General features: G+C 74.6%; 13 protein-coding genes and 1 tRNA gene. 13 read left to right on the plus strand and 1 reads right to left on the minus strand.

The features are described 5' to 3' along the window. Positions 1-33 precede the first annotated feature (33 nt). From moaC to OHA99_RS21820, 6 genes are all read left to right on the plus strand, one after another. Positions 34-546 (plus strand): cyclic pyranopterin monophosphate synthase MoaC, encoded by a 513-nt coding sequence (gene moaC, locus OHA99_RS21795; RefSeq protein ID WP_007388645.1) that lies wholly within the window; start codon positions 34-36, stop codon positions 544-546. Continuing rightward, positions 543-1,082 (plus strand): molybdenum cofactor biosynthesis protein B, encoded by a 540-nt coding sequence (locus tag OHA99_RS21800; RefSeq protein ID WP_381503136.1) that lies wholly within the window; start codon positions 543-545, stop codon positions 1,080-1,082. Before moaC ends, OHA99_RS21800 begins: the two co-directional genes overlap by 4 nt. Next, positions 1,079-1,777, plus strand: coding sequence for a GNAT family N-acetyltransferase (locus OHA99_RS21805; RefSeq protein ID WP_207628992.1), 699 nt, complete (start codon positions 1,079-1,081; stop codon positions 1,775-1,777). The genes OHA99_RS21800 and OHA99_RS21805 overlap by 4 nt, the downstream gene beginning before the upstream one ends. Positions 1,778-1,950: 173 nt before the next feature. Further along, positions 1,951-3,246 carry a gephyrin-like molybdotransferase receptor GlpR gene (glpR, locus tag OHA99_RS21810; RefSeq protein WP_405697356.1) on the plus strand — a complete coding sequence of 432 codons (1,296 nt, stop codon included), beginning with the start codon at positions 1,951-1,953 and terminating at the stop codon, positions 3,244-3,246. A 55-nt stretch (positions 3,247-3,301) separates the two neighbouring features. Continuing rightward, positions 3,302-3,375: transfer RNA gene (locus tag OHA99_RS21815), tRNA-Ala, on the plus strand. Positions 3,376-3,570: 195 nt separating this feature from the next. Continuing rightward, on the plus strand, positions 3,571-5,310 hold the full coding sequence (locus tag OHA99_RS21820; protein WP_405697358.1) for a hypothetical protein: 1,740 nt from the start codon (positions 3,571-3,573) through the stop codon (positions 5,308-5,310). Between the two features lie 40 nt (positions 5,311-5,350). Here OHA99_RS21820 and OHA99_RS21825 read toward each other — a convergent pair whose 3' ends face one another. After that, on the minus strand, positions 5,351-5,836 hold the full coding sequence (locus tag OHA99_RS21825; RefSeq protein WP_153179413.1) for a GNAT family N-acetyltransferase: 486 nt from the start codon (positions 5,834-5,836) through the stop codon (positions 5,351-5,353). A gap of 69 nt (positions 5,837-5,905) precedes the next feature. Between OHA99_RS21825 and OHA99_RS21830 the strand changes: the two genes are divergently transcribed. From OHA99_RS21830 to OHA99_RS21860, 7 genes are all read left to right on the plus strand, one after another. Next, a complete protein-coding gene (locus OHA99_RS21830; protein WP_381503142.1) occupies positions 5,906-6,709 on the plus strand; it encodes an exodeoxyribonuclease III in 804 nt (267 codons plus the stop codon). Positions 6,710-6,962: 253 nt separating this feature from the next. After that, the gene (locus tag OHA99_RS21835; protein WP_405697362.1) at positions 6,963-7,772 is read left to right on the plus strand and encodes a hypothetical protein; all 810 of its coding nucleotides are present in this window, start codon (positions 6,963-6,965) and stop codon (positions 7,770-7,772) included. Further along, complete coding sequence (locus tag OHA99_RS21840) at positions 7,769-10,018, plus strand: hypothetical protein (protein ID WP_381586682.1); 2,250 nt, start codon at positions 7,769-7,771, stop codon at positions 10,016-10,018. Before OHA99_RS21835 ends, OHA99_RS21840 begins: the two co-directional genes overlap by 4 nt. Before the next feature lie 2 nt (positions 10,019-10,020). Beyond that, positions 10,021-11,745: a hypothetical protein gene (locus OHA99_RS21845; RefSeq protein WP_153179417.1), complete on the plus strand. Its 1,725-nt coding sequence runs from the start codon at positions 10,021-10,023 to the stop codon at positions 11,743-11,745. Positions 11,746-11,773: 28 nt separating this feature from the next. Further along, on the plus strand, positions 11,774-12,451 hold the full coding sequence (locus OHA99_RS21850; protein ID WP_007390006.1) for a VWA domain-containing protein: 678 nt from the start codon (positions 11,774-11,776) through the stop codon (positions 12,449-12,451). A 562-nt stretch (positions 12,452-13,013) separates the two neighbouring features. Further along, positions 13,014-14,231: a protein phosphatase 2C domain-containing protein gene (locus OHA99_RS21855; RefSeq protein WP_405697364.1), complete on the plus strand. Its 1,218-nt coding sequence runs from the start codon at positions 13,014-13,016 to the stop codon at positions 14,229-14,231. Further along, a complete protein-coding gene (locus OHA99_RS21860; RefSeq protein ID WP_405697366.1) occupies positions 14,228-15,940 on the plus strand; it encodes a hypothetical protein in 1,713 nt (570 codons plus the stop codon). The genes OHA99_RS21855 and OHA99_RS21860 overlap by 4 nt, the downstream gene beginning before the upstream one ends. Positions 15,941-15,976 lie beyond the last annotated feature (36 nt).

Here is a 15,976-nt window from a genome sequence, read left to right on the forward strand (position 1 = left end):
GCGCCGGGCCAGGACCGGGAGCGCCACACGAGCATGAGTACGCAGGACCGACCGCCGAGCAGTGGACAGGACCCGCAGGACCGGCTGACGCACATCGACGAGGCGGGCGCCGCCCGGATGGTCGACGTGTCCGGCAAGGACGTGACCGCCCGCACCGCCCGCGCCAGTGGACGCGTCCTCGTCGCGCCCCGCGTGGTCGAGCTGCTGCGCGGCGAGGGCGTACCGAAGGGCGACGCCCTGGCCACCGCGCGGATCGCGGGCATCATGGGCGCCAAGCGCACCCCCGACCTGATCCCCTTGTGCCACCCGTTGTCCGTCTCCGGTGTGAAACTGGACCTGTCGGTCGCGGACGACGCCGTGGAGATCACCGCCACGGTGCGGACGACGGATCGCACGGGCGTCGAGATGGAGGCGCTCACCGCGGTCTCCGTCGCCGCGCTCACCGTGGTCGACATGGTCAAGGCGGTCGACAAGGGAGCGGTCATCACGGACGTGCGGGTGGAGCAGAAGACGGGCGGCAAGTCCGGCGACTGGAACCGGTCATGACGCCGGACGCCGCCGCGGCGGGCGCCCTCCCCGGGCCGTACGCCGCCCTGGTCGTCACGGCGTCCAACCGGGCCGCCGCCGGTGTCTACGAGGACAAGGGCGGGCCCCTGATCGCCGAGGAGCTGCGCCGCTTCGGCTTCGACGTCGACGGCCCGCAGGTCGTTCCCGACGGCGACCCCGTGGAGGCCGCCCTGCGCGCGGGCGTGGAAGCGGGCTACGACGTCGTCGTCACCACCGGCGGCACCGGCATCTCGCCCACCGACCGCACCCCCGAGGCGACCCGCGCGGTGATCGACCACGAGGTCCCGGGCATCGCGGAGGCGATCCGGGCGTACGGCCGCGACAAGGTGCCGACCGCCGCGCTCTCCAGGGGACTGGCCGGAGTGGCGCGAAAGACGCTGATCGTCAACCTGCCGGGCTCCTCCGGCGGGGTGAAGGACGGCCTCGCGGTGCTGGAGCCGCTGCTGAAGCACGCCGTGGACCAGCTGCGCGGCGGCGACCACCCGAGACCCGCCAGCGGTGGGGGTGCGAGCTGAACGGCCCGTCCTGGCCCGCGGAGCTGACGGACGGCGACATCGTCCTGAGGCCGATAAGACTGCGCGACCAGCGGACCTGGCGCGAGGTCAACCGGCGCAACCGGGACTGGCTGCGCCCGTGGGAGGCCACCATCCCGCCGCCCGGACCCGGCGGCCCGATCGCGCACCGGCCGACCTACCGCCAGATGGTGCGGCACCTGCGCTCCGAGGCCCACGCGGGCCGGATGCTGCCCTTCGTCATCGAGTACCGGGGGCGGCTGGTCGGCCAGTTGACGGTGGCCGGCATCACCTGGGGCTCGATGTGCTCCGGACACGTCGGCTACTGGGTGGACGAGGCGGTGGCCGGCCGCGGGGTGATGCCGACAGCCGTGGCGATGGCGGTGGACCACTGTTTCCGCACCGTCGGACTGCACCGCGTCGAGGTCTGCATTCGCCCCGAGAACGCGCCCAGCCGCCGGGTCGTGGAGAAACTCGGATTCCGCGAGGAGGGCCTCAGGCCGCGTTATCTGCACATCGACGGAGCCTGGCGGGACCATCTGGTCTTCGCGCTCACCGCGGACGAGGTTCCCGAGGGTCTGCTGCGGCGCTGGCACCGGTCACGGCAGCGCGGTGCGCCGAACGCGGGCAACACCGGAAACGTCGGGAAACCCGGGATCCCCGGGAACACAGGGAACGCGGGGAACACGGGTAATTGAATAAATGTTCGAATTCGGTCGCATCGCGACCGCCTCGAATCGGATAATTTCCCTGTCCTGACAGTCGGCTGATCGGATCGGTCACAAGAAAAGTTCGAAATATCAGCCAGATCGTGCGACACACCGGCTCAATTGGCGGATGGCCTCACGCAAACCCCTCTACCGTGTGAGGCGTGAGCAGCAGCGGCCTCATCTACGCAGTCATCGTCGGGGCCTGGGCCGCCTACTTGGTGCCGATGTGGCTCCGTAGGCAGGACGAGCTGAACGAGGCCCGTCCGACGGAACGCTTCAGCACCGCCATCCGGCTGCTGTCCGGACGGGCGGGCATGGAGCGCCGGTACACCAAGGACCTGCGGTCGCGCTCCGCCGACGAGGCGGAGCCCGACGCCGACGCCCCGGACGCCGTCACCGACTCGGTGGACGTCCGGGCCTTCGCCGTGTCCAGAACCCGACGGCACACCCGGCCGGCCCCGCCGCGGCAGACGGCGGAGCGGCCCGAAGCGGCCCGCCCGCACCCGGACGGACCCGCGCACGACCCGAGATCCGGGCAGTCCCGTGAGCCCGGCCACCCGGCCGGACCCGGTGCGGCACCGGGGCGGGGACGGGTGCCGCAGGCCCGGCGCGCACCGCTGTCACCGGCGGCGGCCGCGGCACGTGCCCGGCGCACCAAGGCCCTCGCCCGCCGTCGGCGTACGACCGTGATGCTCTTCCTGGCCTTCTCGCTCGGCGCGGTCGTCGCGGCGGTCGGCGGACTCGCCTTCCTGTGGGCGCCCGGGGTGCCCGCGGTGCTGCTCAGCGCCTACATCGCCCATCTGCGTGCGCAGGAGCGCCGCCGCTTCGCCTTCCAGATGGACCGCCGCCAGGCCGAGGTCGCCGCCCAGCGACTGCGCGACCGCGACCCCCGGCCGCGCCGGCGCGGCCCCGCCGACCCCGGCGGACCCGTCGGCGACCTCGACGCCGAGGAACCGGACGACGGACCCGACGTGGAGCCCGACGCCGGAATGTCGGCGCTCGCCGCGGACCGGCGGGCGCTGGTCGAGCAGACCGACCACGCCGAGTGGGTCGACCAGCAGCGGGAACGCCGGGGGCGTCCGCAGGGCGACAGCTGGGACCCGGTCCCGGTGCCCCTGCCCACCTACGTGACCGCCCCGGTCGCCCCCCGCGCCACGCCCGACGTGGACCTCGCGGCCCCGGACGCGTGGAGCTCGGCACGCTCCAGCGCCGTGGCACCCGACGGCGAGGACGCCGCCCGGGCGCCCGAGCCGGACCGGGACCGCCCGGCGGACCGCGGGGAGACGCGTCCGGCCGGGGAGGAGCGTCCGGCCGCGCACGCCGACGAGCGCCCGGAGACCGCGGGCCGCAGCGACGCCCGCCGCGCCGCGTCCGCCCGCCGGGCCAGGGAGCGGGGCCGCACGCCGCTCTTCGACCAGTACGAGGACGGCGACCGTCCCCGCGCGGTCAACGAGTAGCCGTAAGCGATTTTTGAGCAGGCCGGACAGGGTGCTAGAGTTTCACTCGTTGCAAGGGCCTGTGGCGCAGTCTGGTAGCGCACCTCGTTCGCATCGAGGGGGTCTGGGGTTCAAATCCCCACAGGTCCACGCACATTGGCGAAGGTCCCGCCCGATCATCACGATCGAACGGGACCTTCGTCGTTTCCCGGCCCGCGTCGCTGAGACGCCGAGACGCATCCGTGATCATGTACAGCGCAACCTTGGGCGTTTCCCGTGGGTCACCTGTGCGCGGTGTCACGCAGTGGCACCTTCTCGTCGTCTGGGGAACGGAAGAACCGCACCATGAGACCTAGCTCCCTGTACTCGCCGTGGGCGCGTGCGGCCGTGGCCGGCGCGGCCGCCGCCGGGCTCGCCGCGGCCGGACTGGCCGGCGTCGCCCACGCGGCGGACGGGCAGGCGCCGCTGCCCGTCACGATCACCGGCACGGACCGGGTGGACCTGGCGCTCGACGGCGCCGAGGGCGAGCCCGGGGAGCCGCAGATCCAGCTCGGGCTCACCGGCCCGGGGGAGTACGACCCGGACAGCGACACGGACCCGGAGCCGATCCCGAACAGCGGCTACGAGGTCACCATCGACGCCACCGCGCTCAAGGGCTTCGCCAAGGTCGGCCTGCCGCGGTCCTGCGACGTGGACGGCCTGGTCGCGGTCTGCCGGTCGAGCAGCCTCTACCCGGGCGCGAGCTACAACCCGTACTGGAGCGTCCGGCTCGATCTGCTGGACTCCGCCGAGGCCGGCGACCACGGCACGGTCAAGGTCACCGGCGAGGGCGAGGGCCTGGCGTTCAACGAGCACACCGTCGACGTGCTGGTCGGCGGCCCGGAGCTGCTCCAGAAGAAGCTCCCCGCCCAGCCCGAGGGCTTCGAGGCAGGCGACACCTACCGGGCCCCGCTCGGCTTCCGCAACGTCGGCGCCATGTCCGCCCACGGCGTCGTCCTCCGCCTCGCCGGCAGCCGCGGCCTGTCCTTCCCCGACTCGTACGACAACTGCTCGTACGCCGAGGAGAACAAGGACAACCTGATCCGCTACCGCCAGGTCGCCCTGTGCACCTTCGAGGGGGACTTCGAGCCCGGCGCGGCCTACGAACTGAGCGAGCCGATCGGCGTGAAGACCGCCGACTTCGCGCTCGGCGACATCTTCAGCTACGGCTTCGACGCGATCGGCGCCGAGGGGGCCGACACGCTGCGGGCGGGCGGCGGTCACCGGCAGGGATCCGGCGAAACGCTCACCCTGAAGCCGGTCGGGAGCGGCCAGAGCGGCGACTACACCAAGTACGCCGAGATCGACCTGGCCACCGGGAACACCTACGACCTCGACCTCACCGGGGCACGCGTCGCGGGCGAGCAGGGCGAGACCGTCACCGTCGACGTCGGCCTGAGCAACCACGGGCCCGCCTGGCTCGGTTCGCTGCGCGCGGGCGGTGAACCGATCGGCTTCACCGTGCGGATCCCCGAGGGCGCCAGTGTCGTGGAGAGCCCCTGCCGGCCCGTGAACGACGAGACGCCGGACGAGTACCTGTGCTTCGCCGACACCCCGTTCCTCGAGGACGACGCGCGCACCTTCCCGTTCAAGCTGCGCATCGACAAGGTCGTCCCGGGCGCCAAGGGCAAGATCTCCCTGCCCGACTTCGACAACCCGAGGGAGGGCGACCCGTCCAACGACACCGGCTGGATCGTGCTGAACGGCACGGGTGACGAGGAGACGCCGGGCGACAGCGGCGGCAGCACCGGCGGGACGGACTCCACGGGCGGTACGGGCACCGACGGCGGTTCGGACTCGGCGGGCACCACGGGCGGCGGTTCGCAGACCACGGGCGGTACCGGGACGGCCGGCGGCTCGGACACGGCCGGGGGCACCACCGGGGGGACCGGCGGCCAGTCGCCGCAGGGCGGCGGGGGCGACGGACTGCTCGCCTCCACCGGCTCCACCGCGCTGCTCGCCTCCGCCGCAGCGGCCCTCGCCCTCGCCGCGGGCGGCGTCCTGTTCGTCGTCGCGCGCCGTCGCAGGGCGGGCGGCGCGGCCTGACGACGGTCGCGGCGGCGGCCTGACGGCGGTCGCGGCGCCCCTACCGGACCCGGAGGGCCTTCGCGTAGCAGAGGCTGTCCTCGTGGAAGCGGTAGTAGCCGAACTTCGTGCAGGGCTCGTAGCCGCTGGACGCGTACAGCGCCACGGCCTCCGGCTGTTTGGTGCCGGTCTCCAGGACCATGCGGGTACGGCCCGCCGCACGGGCGTCCTCCTCCAGGGCGGCCAGAATGCGGCGGGCCAGCCCGCGTCCGCGCACCTGCTCGATCACGAACATCCGCTTGAGCTCGGCGTCCCCGTCGAGATTGCCCTCGTCGTTGGCGTCCTGGCAGCGCCAGCCGCCGGAGGCGACCGGGACGCCGTTCTCGTCGTACGCGACCAGGTACTGGCCGTTCGGCGGGGCGAAGTCCGACGGGTCCAGGTGCGTGGCGTCGCCGCCGTCGCCGTAGCGGACGTCGTACTCGGCCTGGACCTCGTCGTTGAGCTTCACGGCGTCGGGGTGGTCGAAGGGGACCCGGCGTATGTTCATGCTTCCTACCGTCAGTCGATGCGTCGCCCGGGAGCGGGACACCGTCCAGTGTGCCGGTATCGTGCCGGGATGCTCACCGTGACCTCCGTCAACGTCAATGGCCTGCGCGCCGCCGCGAAGAAGGGCTTCGTGGAGTGGCTCGCCGGCACCTCCGCCGACGTGCTGTGCCTCCAGGAGGTACGGGCCGAACCCCAGCAACTGCCCGAACACGTCCGCACGCCCGACGGCTGGCACGTGACGCACGCCCCCGCCGCCGCCAAGGGCCGGGCCGGGGTCTCCCTCTACACCCGCCGCGAGCCCGACGCCGTCCGCGTCGGCTTCGGCTCCACGGAGTTCGACGCGAGCGGCCGCTACGTCGAGGCCGACCTGCCCGGTGTGACGGTCGCCTCCCTCTACCTGCCCTCCGGCGAGGTCGGCACCGAGCGCCAGGACGAGAAGGTCCGCTTCATGGGCGAGTTCCTCGCGTACCTCAAGGAGCTGCGCGAGCGCGCCGCCGCCGAGGGGCGCGAGGTCGTCGTCTGCGGCGACTGGAACATCGCCCACCGCGAGGCCGACCTGAAGAACTGGCGCGCCAACAAGAAGAACTCCGGGTTCCTGCCGGAGGAGCGGGAGTGGCTCGGCCGCGTCCTGGACCCGGCGGAGGGCGGGTACGTGGACGTGGTGCGCGCGCTGCATCCGGACGTCGAGGGGCCGTACTCGTGGTGGTCGTACCGGGGGCGGGCCTTCGACAACGACAGCGGATGGCGGATCGACCTCGCGGTGGCGACTCCCGGTCTGGCCGCGCGGGCGGTCAAGGGCTTCGTCGAGCGGGCCGCCAGCCACGAGGAGCGGTGGTCCGACCACGCGCCGGTGACGGTCGTCTTCGAGCACTGACCGGCCCCCACCGTGCGGCCACTGACCGGCCCACTGACCGGCCCCTGACCGGCCCACCGAGCGGTCCGTCCAGCGGGCTGCCGGCCGGCCCGTCGAGTGGCCCGTCGAGTGCCCGACCGAGGCATCGAACGCCTGTCGCGGGCCGTTTTCGGTCAAACCCTTGAATGCGCCAAATGGCGTGGACCGGCCGTCCCCCCGTGCCGTCTACTGAGGGAGCCGATCGACCGGCGGTCGTGCTCGGGGAGGCAGGCGCATGGGGGAAGAGGCCACGCACCACTGGATCGTGGTGCTGGACGTGGAGAACTTCAGCTCGCGCCGCGACCCCGTGCAGCGGCGTGTGCGGGCGGCCATGTACCGGGCCCTCGCCGAGGCCCTGCGGCGGGCCGGGATCACCGACGCGGACACCGTCTCCGAGGACCGGGGCGACGGCGTACTGATGCTGGTGGCGCCCTCCGTCTCCCCGCGCGTGCTCGCCGGCCCCTTCGTGCGGGAGCTGGACGAGGCCCTGGGCGAGTACGCGCAGGAGGCCAACGCGGACCACGAGCTTCGGCTGCGGGTGGCCCTGCACCAGGGGCTCGCGGCCCGGGACGCGCACGGCTGGTCCGGCGACGCGGTGAACACGGCGTGCCGCCTCGTGGACGCCCAGCCGCTCCGGGACGTGCTGGCCGAGGCCCTGTCCGCGCGGCTGGTCCTCGCCGTCTCCGACGAGGTGCACCGGGGCGTCGTCCGGCACGGGCACCACGGGATCGACCCGGCGGCCTACCTGCGGTGCGACTTCACCACCAAGCACGGCGAGACGATCACCAGCTGGATCACCGTGCCCGGCTACCCGGCACCCCCGGGCCTGCCGGCGCCCGGCGACCCGGCGGCGACCGCACCGCCCGCGCCCGGCGCCACGAGCCCCGGGCCCGGCACGACGAGCACGGTGCCCGGTGCCACCGGCTCCGGGCCCGACGCGGCCGGGCGGCCCCCGGTCGCCCTGCACGCGCAGACGGTCCAGGGCGACCAGGTCGCGGGCGACAAGCACGTGACCGTGCACAACACCGGAAGCGTGCGGCCGTGACGGCCACCGCGGCCGGGCAGTCTCCGGCCGCCGGCGATCCCGGGGGGAGCCCGCCGGCGGCCGGTGCGGGGGGACCCGCGGCGGGCGGACCCGGCGACAAGGCGGAACCGCCCGCCGCGGGTGGCGGCGGCCCGGACCAGCCGTCCGACTCCTCCGGCGGCAACACCCCGGAGCAGCCCACGTCCGGGCCCGGTGCCGAGTCCTACCTGGCGACGGCCGCGCTCGGCGTGGGCACACAGCGCCGCGGGCTCCTGCGCGACGCCGTCGCCAACGTCGAGGGCGACATGGTCGGCGGCGACAAGTTCGTGGTGCTGCTGGGCGGCCAGAAACGCAAGCTGCGCGTGTTGTCCCCGCTGATCGTCGAACGTGTCCGGTTCGCGTACTGCGTTCCGGCCGACCTGCCCGACGTCCGGGACGCGCTCACCCGGCAGCGGTTCCTGATCCTGCGCGGAGCCGAGGGACACGGCAAGTCCGCCATGGCCGTACGCCTGCTGCTCGGCGCCTGCGACGGCACCCTCTACCACCTGGACGGCGACGTCGACCTCGCCTCCCTCGCCGAGCAGCTGGAGAACGAGGGCGGGACCGTCGAGCCGGGCGCCGGGTTCCTGCTGGACAGCCCCGACGACATCACCCGGCTCGGGCGGGAGACCTACGACAAGGTCCAGGGCGCCCTGTCGCAGGCGGGCGCCTGGCTGGTCGTCACGGTGCAGGAGGGCGAACTCGCCGACGGCGAACTGCTCACCGGTGTGCGCGACCTCACCACCGCCCCGCCTCCGGCCGACGTCGTGCGCGCGCATCTGCGGTGGCGGCTCGGGGAGCGCGCGGCCGAGCGGCTCCTCGGCCGCGACGACGTGCGTGACGTCGTCGACGAGCTGCTGGGTGCCGCCCCCGCCTGCCGGCAGGCGGGGGACCTCGCCGCGGCGCTGTGCGAGCAGTACGACCTCGACGGCAGGATCGACCCGGACCGGCTGCGGGAGCACCGGGCCCGGTGGGAGGCGGAGGACTTCGAGATCTGGGCCGAGAGCCTGCCGGACGCCGCCACCCGCAGCTTCGCCCTCGCGCTGGCCGTGCTCAACGGCTGCCCGCAGGAGGACATCGCCCAGGCGGCCCGCTCGCTGCGCGGCCGGCTGGAGGACGACGGCCCCTATGTACGGGCCCCCGGACCCGACGGGCGCCTCACCCGCTCCAAGGACCTCTTCGAGATGCCCCGGCGCCGGCTGCTGCGCCGGCTGCGGGCCCAGGAGCAGGGCAGGCCCGGCGGCGAACCGGGCAGCGTCCTGGAGTACAGGGACCCCGACTACGCGCGCCGGGTCGTCCTGCACGCCTGGACCCAGTACGAGATCCAGGGCGAGATCCTCGACTGGCTCGACGAGCTGGTGGTCCACCCCGCCGAGCAGGTGCGGGTCTACGCCGCGGTCTCCGGACTCGGTGTGCTCGCCGCCGCCTCCTACGGGTACGTCGAGCGGCGGGTGCTGAGGCCGTGGGCGCGCGGCGAGAACGCGTGGCGCCGCATGGCCGTCGCCTACGCCCTGACCGTGGCCGGCGAGGACGCGTGGGTCCGGGAGAAGGCCGCCGAGCTGGTGAACGGCTGGTACGCCGACGAGAGCCCCTGGGGCCGGGCGACGGCGGCCCGCGTGCTCGGCCTGGGGCTGTGGCCGGAACGGGCGGTCGAGGAGATAGCCCGCCTCTTCAAGGTCGTCGACGCGACGGTGGCGGTGGCCGCCGGGTGCGCCCTGGCCGACCTGGTGGCCTTCGAACCCGACCGGGCCGGTTCCGTGCTGGCGATGCTGCGGACCAGGACCGGCGAGCACCGCTCCGGCCGGGCCGCGGTGCTCGCCTTCCTGATCGTCGCCGCCCAGGTGGTGGTGGAGACCAAGGAGCTGGAGGACGTGGACCAGGGGGCCCGGGTGCCGGAGTGGCCGACGCTGCTGCACCTCGCCCACCGGCGGCACGAACTGCGCGACCCCTTCGTCCGGTTGTGGCGCGCCGCGCTGCACGAGCCGGACTTCCACGACGAGGCGGAACAGGTCGTCGGCAACTGGGCGAAGCTCGCCGAGCGGGACTCCGAACTCAGGGAGATGTTCCGGCTGATGGTCGGCGCCATCGCCGACGGCGACGTCCGCGCGGGCCGTGTCCTGCGGATGTGCGCGGACTCCTGGATCCACCCCGACCGCATCGTCCCCCTGCCCCTGACGGCCGGGATCGTGCACGCGACGCTCGACGCGATCGACCTGGAAAGAGTGTGAAGATGCCCCTCTCCCTCATCCTCAACGACCGTGCCGTCCCCCGCAGCAAGGTGGGGGACATCTCGCCGTTGCCGCCCGCGGTCGCGGTCGTCTACCCGGTCGAGGGCCGCCCCTTCGAGGTCGAGACGGTCCGTACGTTCGGGCAGCGCGTGTTCGGCGGGAGCCGGCCCTGCTACGTCGTCGACCTCAGCGACCACCGCCGCCAGGCGGCCGTCACCAGGACGCCGCTGACGTGCCGGGACGGCGGGCACCGGTTCCGGGCGACGATCGACGTCGGCTTCCGGGTGCACGATCCGGCGCTGGTGGTCTCGCGGAACGTGCGGGACGCGCTGGCCGTGGTGTACGGGTACCTCACCGACCGGATCCGGATCACCGCCGCCCAGTTCGCCATCACGCAGGCTCTGGCGGCGCAGCTGCGGATCAACCAGGAGCTGGACCGGGAGATACCGCTCCCCGAGGGCGTCACCATCTACTACTGCAAGATCCAGATGGAGCCCGACGAGGCGGCCGCGCGGCACATCCAGGAGCTGGCGGAGGCCGAGCGGCGGGCCAGCCTGGGCGTGCACGCCCATGAACGCAGGATCGGCGAGGTCCGCTCCGACGAGCAGGTCAAGGACATCGTGGAGGACGGCCGCCGACGCCGGCAGGCCGACGAGCGCAAGGTGCTGGACGGCCGCCGGATCGACATCGAGGAACTCATCCGCGAGCACCTGGTCCGCCACCCCGAGGAGACCGGGCAGGCCCTGGAGATGCTGGCCAGGGTGCGGGACGCCGAGGTCGCCCGGCACGAACTGCGCGACGAGCGGCACGCCGACATGGTCAAGTACCTCATCGAGCGGGGCGTGGTCCGCGAGGTGGACCTGCCCGGACTGCGCGCGGGTGTCCTCGGCGCCGACGGCCCCGGCACGGGGGTGAGCGGCGTGCTCGAACGCCCCGACGCCGGGCGGCAGCCCGGGCTTCCCGCCGGTGGGCCGGTGGTCGCGGACGCGCACGGGGGCGCCCCCGCCGCGGCCCAGGGCGCGGGGCCGGTGCGGTGGGGCGGCGGCGGTCCGGCGCCCGCGTCGGCGCCCGCCACCGGCCTGGTCCCGGTCTACGTCGTCCTGGACACCTCGCCGGCCGCGGCCGGCTGCGTCGTCGACCTGGAGAACGCGCTGCGCTCCCTCCAGACCCTGCTCGCCAACAGCCCCGACGTGGCCTCGGCCGTCCGGCTGTCGGTGATCACCTACGCCGACGGCGCCGACGTGGTGCTGCCGCTGACCGAGGTCTCCTGGCGCACCGGCGTGCCCGGGCTCACCACCAGTCCCGGCTGCCGCTACCGCCCGGTCCTGCGGCGGCTGAAGGACCTCGTTCCGCTGGAGACGGAACGGCTCAAGGAACAGGTGCCGCGCGTGCTGCGGCCCGTGGTGTTCTTCCTCTCCGTCGGACAGCCCGAGGACGACGCGGAGTGGCCCGCGGCGCACGCCGAGCTGATGGCGCACACGTACTTCCCGAACATCGTGGCCTGCGCCATCGGCGCGGACCGGGCCCGGGTGGCGCAGCGGATCGCGTCGCGGCCGGCGCTGGCGGTCGCCGCCGTCGACGGGGCGGACCCGGCCCAGTCCGCGGTGCAGTTCTCCGTCCTGCTCCAGCGCACGCTGCTGCACCTGGGCCGGAGCGCGATCGCCGGGCAGATGGAGCTGGTGCTGGAGTGCCCGCAGGGACTGGCGCCCGTCGCGGCGGACGAATAGCGAAGCAGAGAGATGAGGGGTAACGGGGATGGCTGAGACTCTGGGGCAGTTGCTGCCGGTGTACGTCCTGGCCGACGAGTCGGGTTCGATGTCGGACTACGTCGGTGATCTGAACGAAGGGATGAAGTCCCTCCACGTCGCGCTGCTCGGGGAGCCGATGGCCGCGGCCAAGGTGCGCTTCTCCGTGCTCGGCTTCGCCAACCGGGTCACGGAGAGACTGATCCTGGCGGACCTGAGGAGCGAGGCCGAGCTGCCGCGGCTGTCGGCGGGCGGCGGCACCAACTACGACGCGGCGTTCCAGGCCCTGCTGGACCGCATCCCGCAGGACGTCCGGGACCTGAAGGCACAGGGGTACCGGGTGCACCGGCCCGCGGTGTTCCTCCTCAGCGACGGCCAGCCCAACAGCGGCGGGGACTGGCGCGAGACGCACCGGCGGCTCACCGACCGCTCCGTCACCGGAGCCGCGCCGAACATCATCGCCTTCGGGATCGGCGAGGCCCGCGCCGAGACCATCCTGTCCGTCGCCACCCGCCAGGACTTCGCGTTCGTGTCCATCCCCGGGGCGCAACTGGGCGACTCCATCGCCAGGTTCTTCACCGCGCTCACCAAGAGCGTGGTCGAGTCCGGCAACGCGGTGGCGTCGGGGCAGCCCGAGCTCGTGGTGGAGAAGCCCGAGGGCTTCCGGCTCGCGATCGACGAGGTCTGACGTGGAGAAACGCGCGTCGTGGTGGCGCTCCCGCTCCGGCCGGCCCCAGCCGCCGGACAGCGAGCCCCCGGAGAAGCCGACGGCCCCACCGCAGCCCGACGGCGGGCAACCGGGGCCGCCCGGCGGGGAATCCGGCCCGTACGGCGCCGGCTCCGGGCCGTACGGCGCCGACGGGGGGCCGGGCGACGGGGAAGCGGAGGCGTACGGAGGTGGCTCGGGGGCGCGCGGCTGGGAACCGGGCTCGTACGGAAGGGATGTGAGGCCAGGCGGCCCGGAACGGGGGCCGTACGGCGAGGACTCGGGGACGTACGGCCGGCAGGCGGGATCGTCCGGTGGGGCGTCCGGGGCGTCCGGGGCGTACAGCGGAGGTCCGGGACCGGGCAGCGAGGGGTCCGGGTCCCACGGCGGCGGCGCGGGCTCGTACGGCCGGGATCCGGGTTCGTACGGCGGGGACTTGGGGCCGCGCGGCCGGGCCCCCGGGCCGTACCCGGCGGAGAGGCCGGGCCCCGCGGCCGCCGGCGTACCCGGTCAGGGGCCGGGTCCGCTGTCGGTGCCGTACGCCGTGGACGGACCGGGACCGGGCGGCGCGCCCCGGAGCGGTGCCGAGGGCACGGTGCACGGGGCGCCGCCCGGTGCTGCCCTGCACGGCGCCGACGCGGTGCCGCCTGGCGGCTCCGGCAACTCCGGTGGTCCCGGCGGCCCCGGGGAGTCGCGGACGTCGTCCGTCGGCCTCCCGGGGGCACCGGGGGCCGGCGGTGAGGCGTCGGACACCGGCCGGGGGCGGCCGTACGGGGTCGGGCCGGGCGGGGACGCCGGGCCGGACGGCGAGGGCGGGCCCCGGCATGCGGCGCCGCGGGCGTCGGGGCAGGAGCGCTACGCGCCCGCGCCGGGTGCCCGCCGCTGGGAGCGGGTCGTGCTGGGCACACCGGCCGCGCACGTGGAGCCGAAGCCGCCCCCGGCCGACCCCTACCGGCCCGACACCATCTTCGACGGCTGGTCGTCCCCGGGACTGACCGTGCGGCTCGCCTCGGTCCGCGGCGACCAGCACCGGTTCGGCGGGCCGCCCCGGCAGGACGACGTGGTCGTCGCCTGGCACGAGCCGTCCGACCGGGTCGTCTTCGCCGTGGCCGACGGCGTCTCCTCCGCCCCGCACTCCCACATCGGCGCCGCGCTGGCCTGCCGCACCGCCGTCAACGACGTACTGGCCCAGCTGGCGCAGGAACGGTCGGAACCGGACTGGACCCGTGTGCTCCAGGCCGCCGCCTACCAACTGGTGATGCGTGTCGCGGGCGGCCGGGAGCCCGGCGAGCGGGACCGGGCCGAAGCGGCCAGGCAGCTGGCGACGACGCTGGTCACGGGCACCGTGGCGGCCCGGGACGACGGCCGGATGGACGTCACCGTGGTGCGCGCCGGGGACTCGTCGGCCTGGTGTCTGCACGGCGGCGGCTACCACGCGCTGCTGCACGACGGGAGCGCGGAGGACGGCGACATCTCCAGCACCGCCGTGGTGGCCCTGCCGAGGCTGCTGCCGCGGACCCGGCCGATCACCTACACCCTGCCCGCGGACAGCGTCGTGCTGGTGGGGACGGACGGGTTCGGGGTTCCCCTCGGGGACGGCAGCGGTCCGGTCGGCGAGATCTTCGCCGGGGCCCTCCAGGACGGCCCGCCCGAGCCGAGGATGCTGGCCCACCTGCTCGACTTCTCACGGGAGACCTTCGACGACGACCGCACCCTGCTCGCCGTGTGGTCCCGCCGCGCCCCGAGGGGCGGACCACGGTGACCGGTGCCGGCACCGGTGCGGGTGCGGCACGGATCGCCCGCTCGGACCTGGTCCTGGGCCCGCCGCTGGGCGACGGCGGGCAGGGCCGGGTGTGGGCGGTCGAGAAGCGGCTGGTGAACCGCACCTGGCCGGTGGCGTTCAAGGAGTACCACCCGAAGGCACTCGGCGAGCTGCGGGTCGACGTGCTGGAGCGCATGGTCGCGCACCTGCCCTCCCGGCCCGCGTCCGAGGGGCGGTGGCTCGCCGGGAACACCGCCTGGCCGGCCGCGCTCGTGACGGACGGCCGGGACGTCCGGGGCTTCCTGATGCGGCAGATCCCCGACGCGTACTTCCTCACGCTGCGGGGCGGTGCCCGCAAGCCGGCCGGTTTCGAGTTCCTGCTCAACCCCGAGGCGTACCTGCGCAACGTCGTGGGCGTGGTCCCCTCCCCGCGGCAGCTCTTCGGGCTGCTGCTCGCGCTGGCCGAGATGCTGGACCGGCTGCACGGCCTCGGGGTGGTCGCGGGGGACCTGTCCCCGAAGAACCTGCTGTTCTCGCTGTCCGGGCCGCGTCCGGGCTGCTTCCTCATCGACTGCGACGCGATGGGGCTGCACGGCGCGTGGGCGCTGGAGCCGGTGCAGACGCCGGCCTGGCAACTGCCCGGCGGCGAGCGGGCCGAGACCCGGCAGGGCGACGCCTACAAGTTCGCGCTGCTGGCGGTGCGGCTGTTCATGCACGAGCAGCAGGGGCAGGACCCGGCTCCGCTGCGGGCGCTGGATCCGGCCGTGGGCGAGCTGGCCGCCCGCGGCCTGAGCGCGGACCCGGCCCGGCGGCCCGCGCTCGGCGACTGGCTGGACGCGCTGAGCCGGGCGGCGGAGTCCGCACCGAAGACGTGGCCCCGCCCGGCGCCGCCGTCGCCGGCCCACGCACCGACGACCGTCATGGCACCGGTCGGGTCTCCACGAGGGGCCGCATCCGGGGCGCCGCCCGGAGCGCCGCCGACGGGCGTCCCCGGCCCCGGCCGGCCCGTGCCCGCCGGTGTGCACACGGGCCACGCTCCGACGGCGGGCGGCGCGCCGCCGTACGTGCCCGTGCAACGTCCGGCCACCACCGGGAAGGGCTCGGGCAGGCTGGCGGGATGCGCGGTCGTCCTGGCGCTCGTCGTCGCGTTGCTGGTCTGGCGCGGGCTGGGCGGCAGCGGCTCCGACGGCGGCGGATCGGCCGTCGAGCCGGGCGGCGGCACCGGCACCGGTGCGAGCACACCGACCGCGTCGGCCCGCCAGGAGGAGGCGCGGGACCAGGCGGAGGGACTGGACAAGCTGCTGACCGACAACACCGGCCACCGCAGCGGCGTCGCCGGCGCGGTGCAGTCGCTGCTGCGCTGCACCGGACTGCGGGACGCCGAGAGAGTGTTCGGGGAGGCGGCCGAGGCGCGGGCCGGGCTGGTGGAGCGTCTCGACGCGCTCGACCTCGACCGGCTGCCGACGGGCCTCGCCGGCGATCTGCGCACGGCCTGGCGGAGTTCGGAGGACGCCGACCGGGCCTATGCGCGACTGGCGGACGACGCCTCGGGCTCCTGCTCCTCGGACACGATCGTCTCCTCCGCCGACTGGCGGGAGGCGGCGGAGGCCAACGAGCGGGCGACGGCGGCGAAGAAGGACTTCGTCGCGGGGTGGAACCCGGTGGCCGGGGAGTACGGACTGACCACGCTGGCCTGGACCGACCTGTGACGGCACGGCGGGCGGCCACCGGCACCGGGTCCGTGG

This window comes from Streptomyces coelicoflavus (assembly GCF_045041415.1).
Taxonomy (GTDB): domain Bacteria; phylum Actinomycetota; class Actinomycetes; order Streptomycetales; family Streptomycetaceae; genus Streptomyces; species Streptomyces coelicoflavus.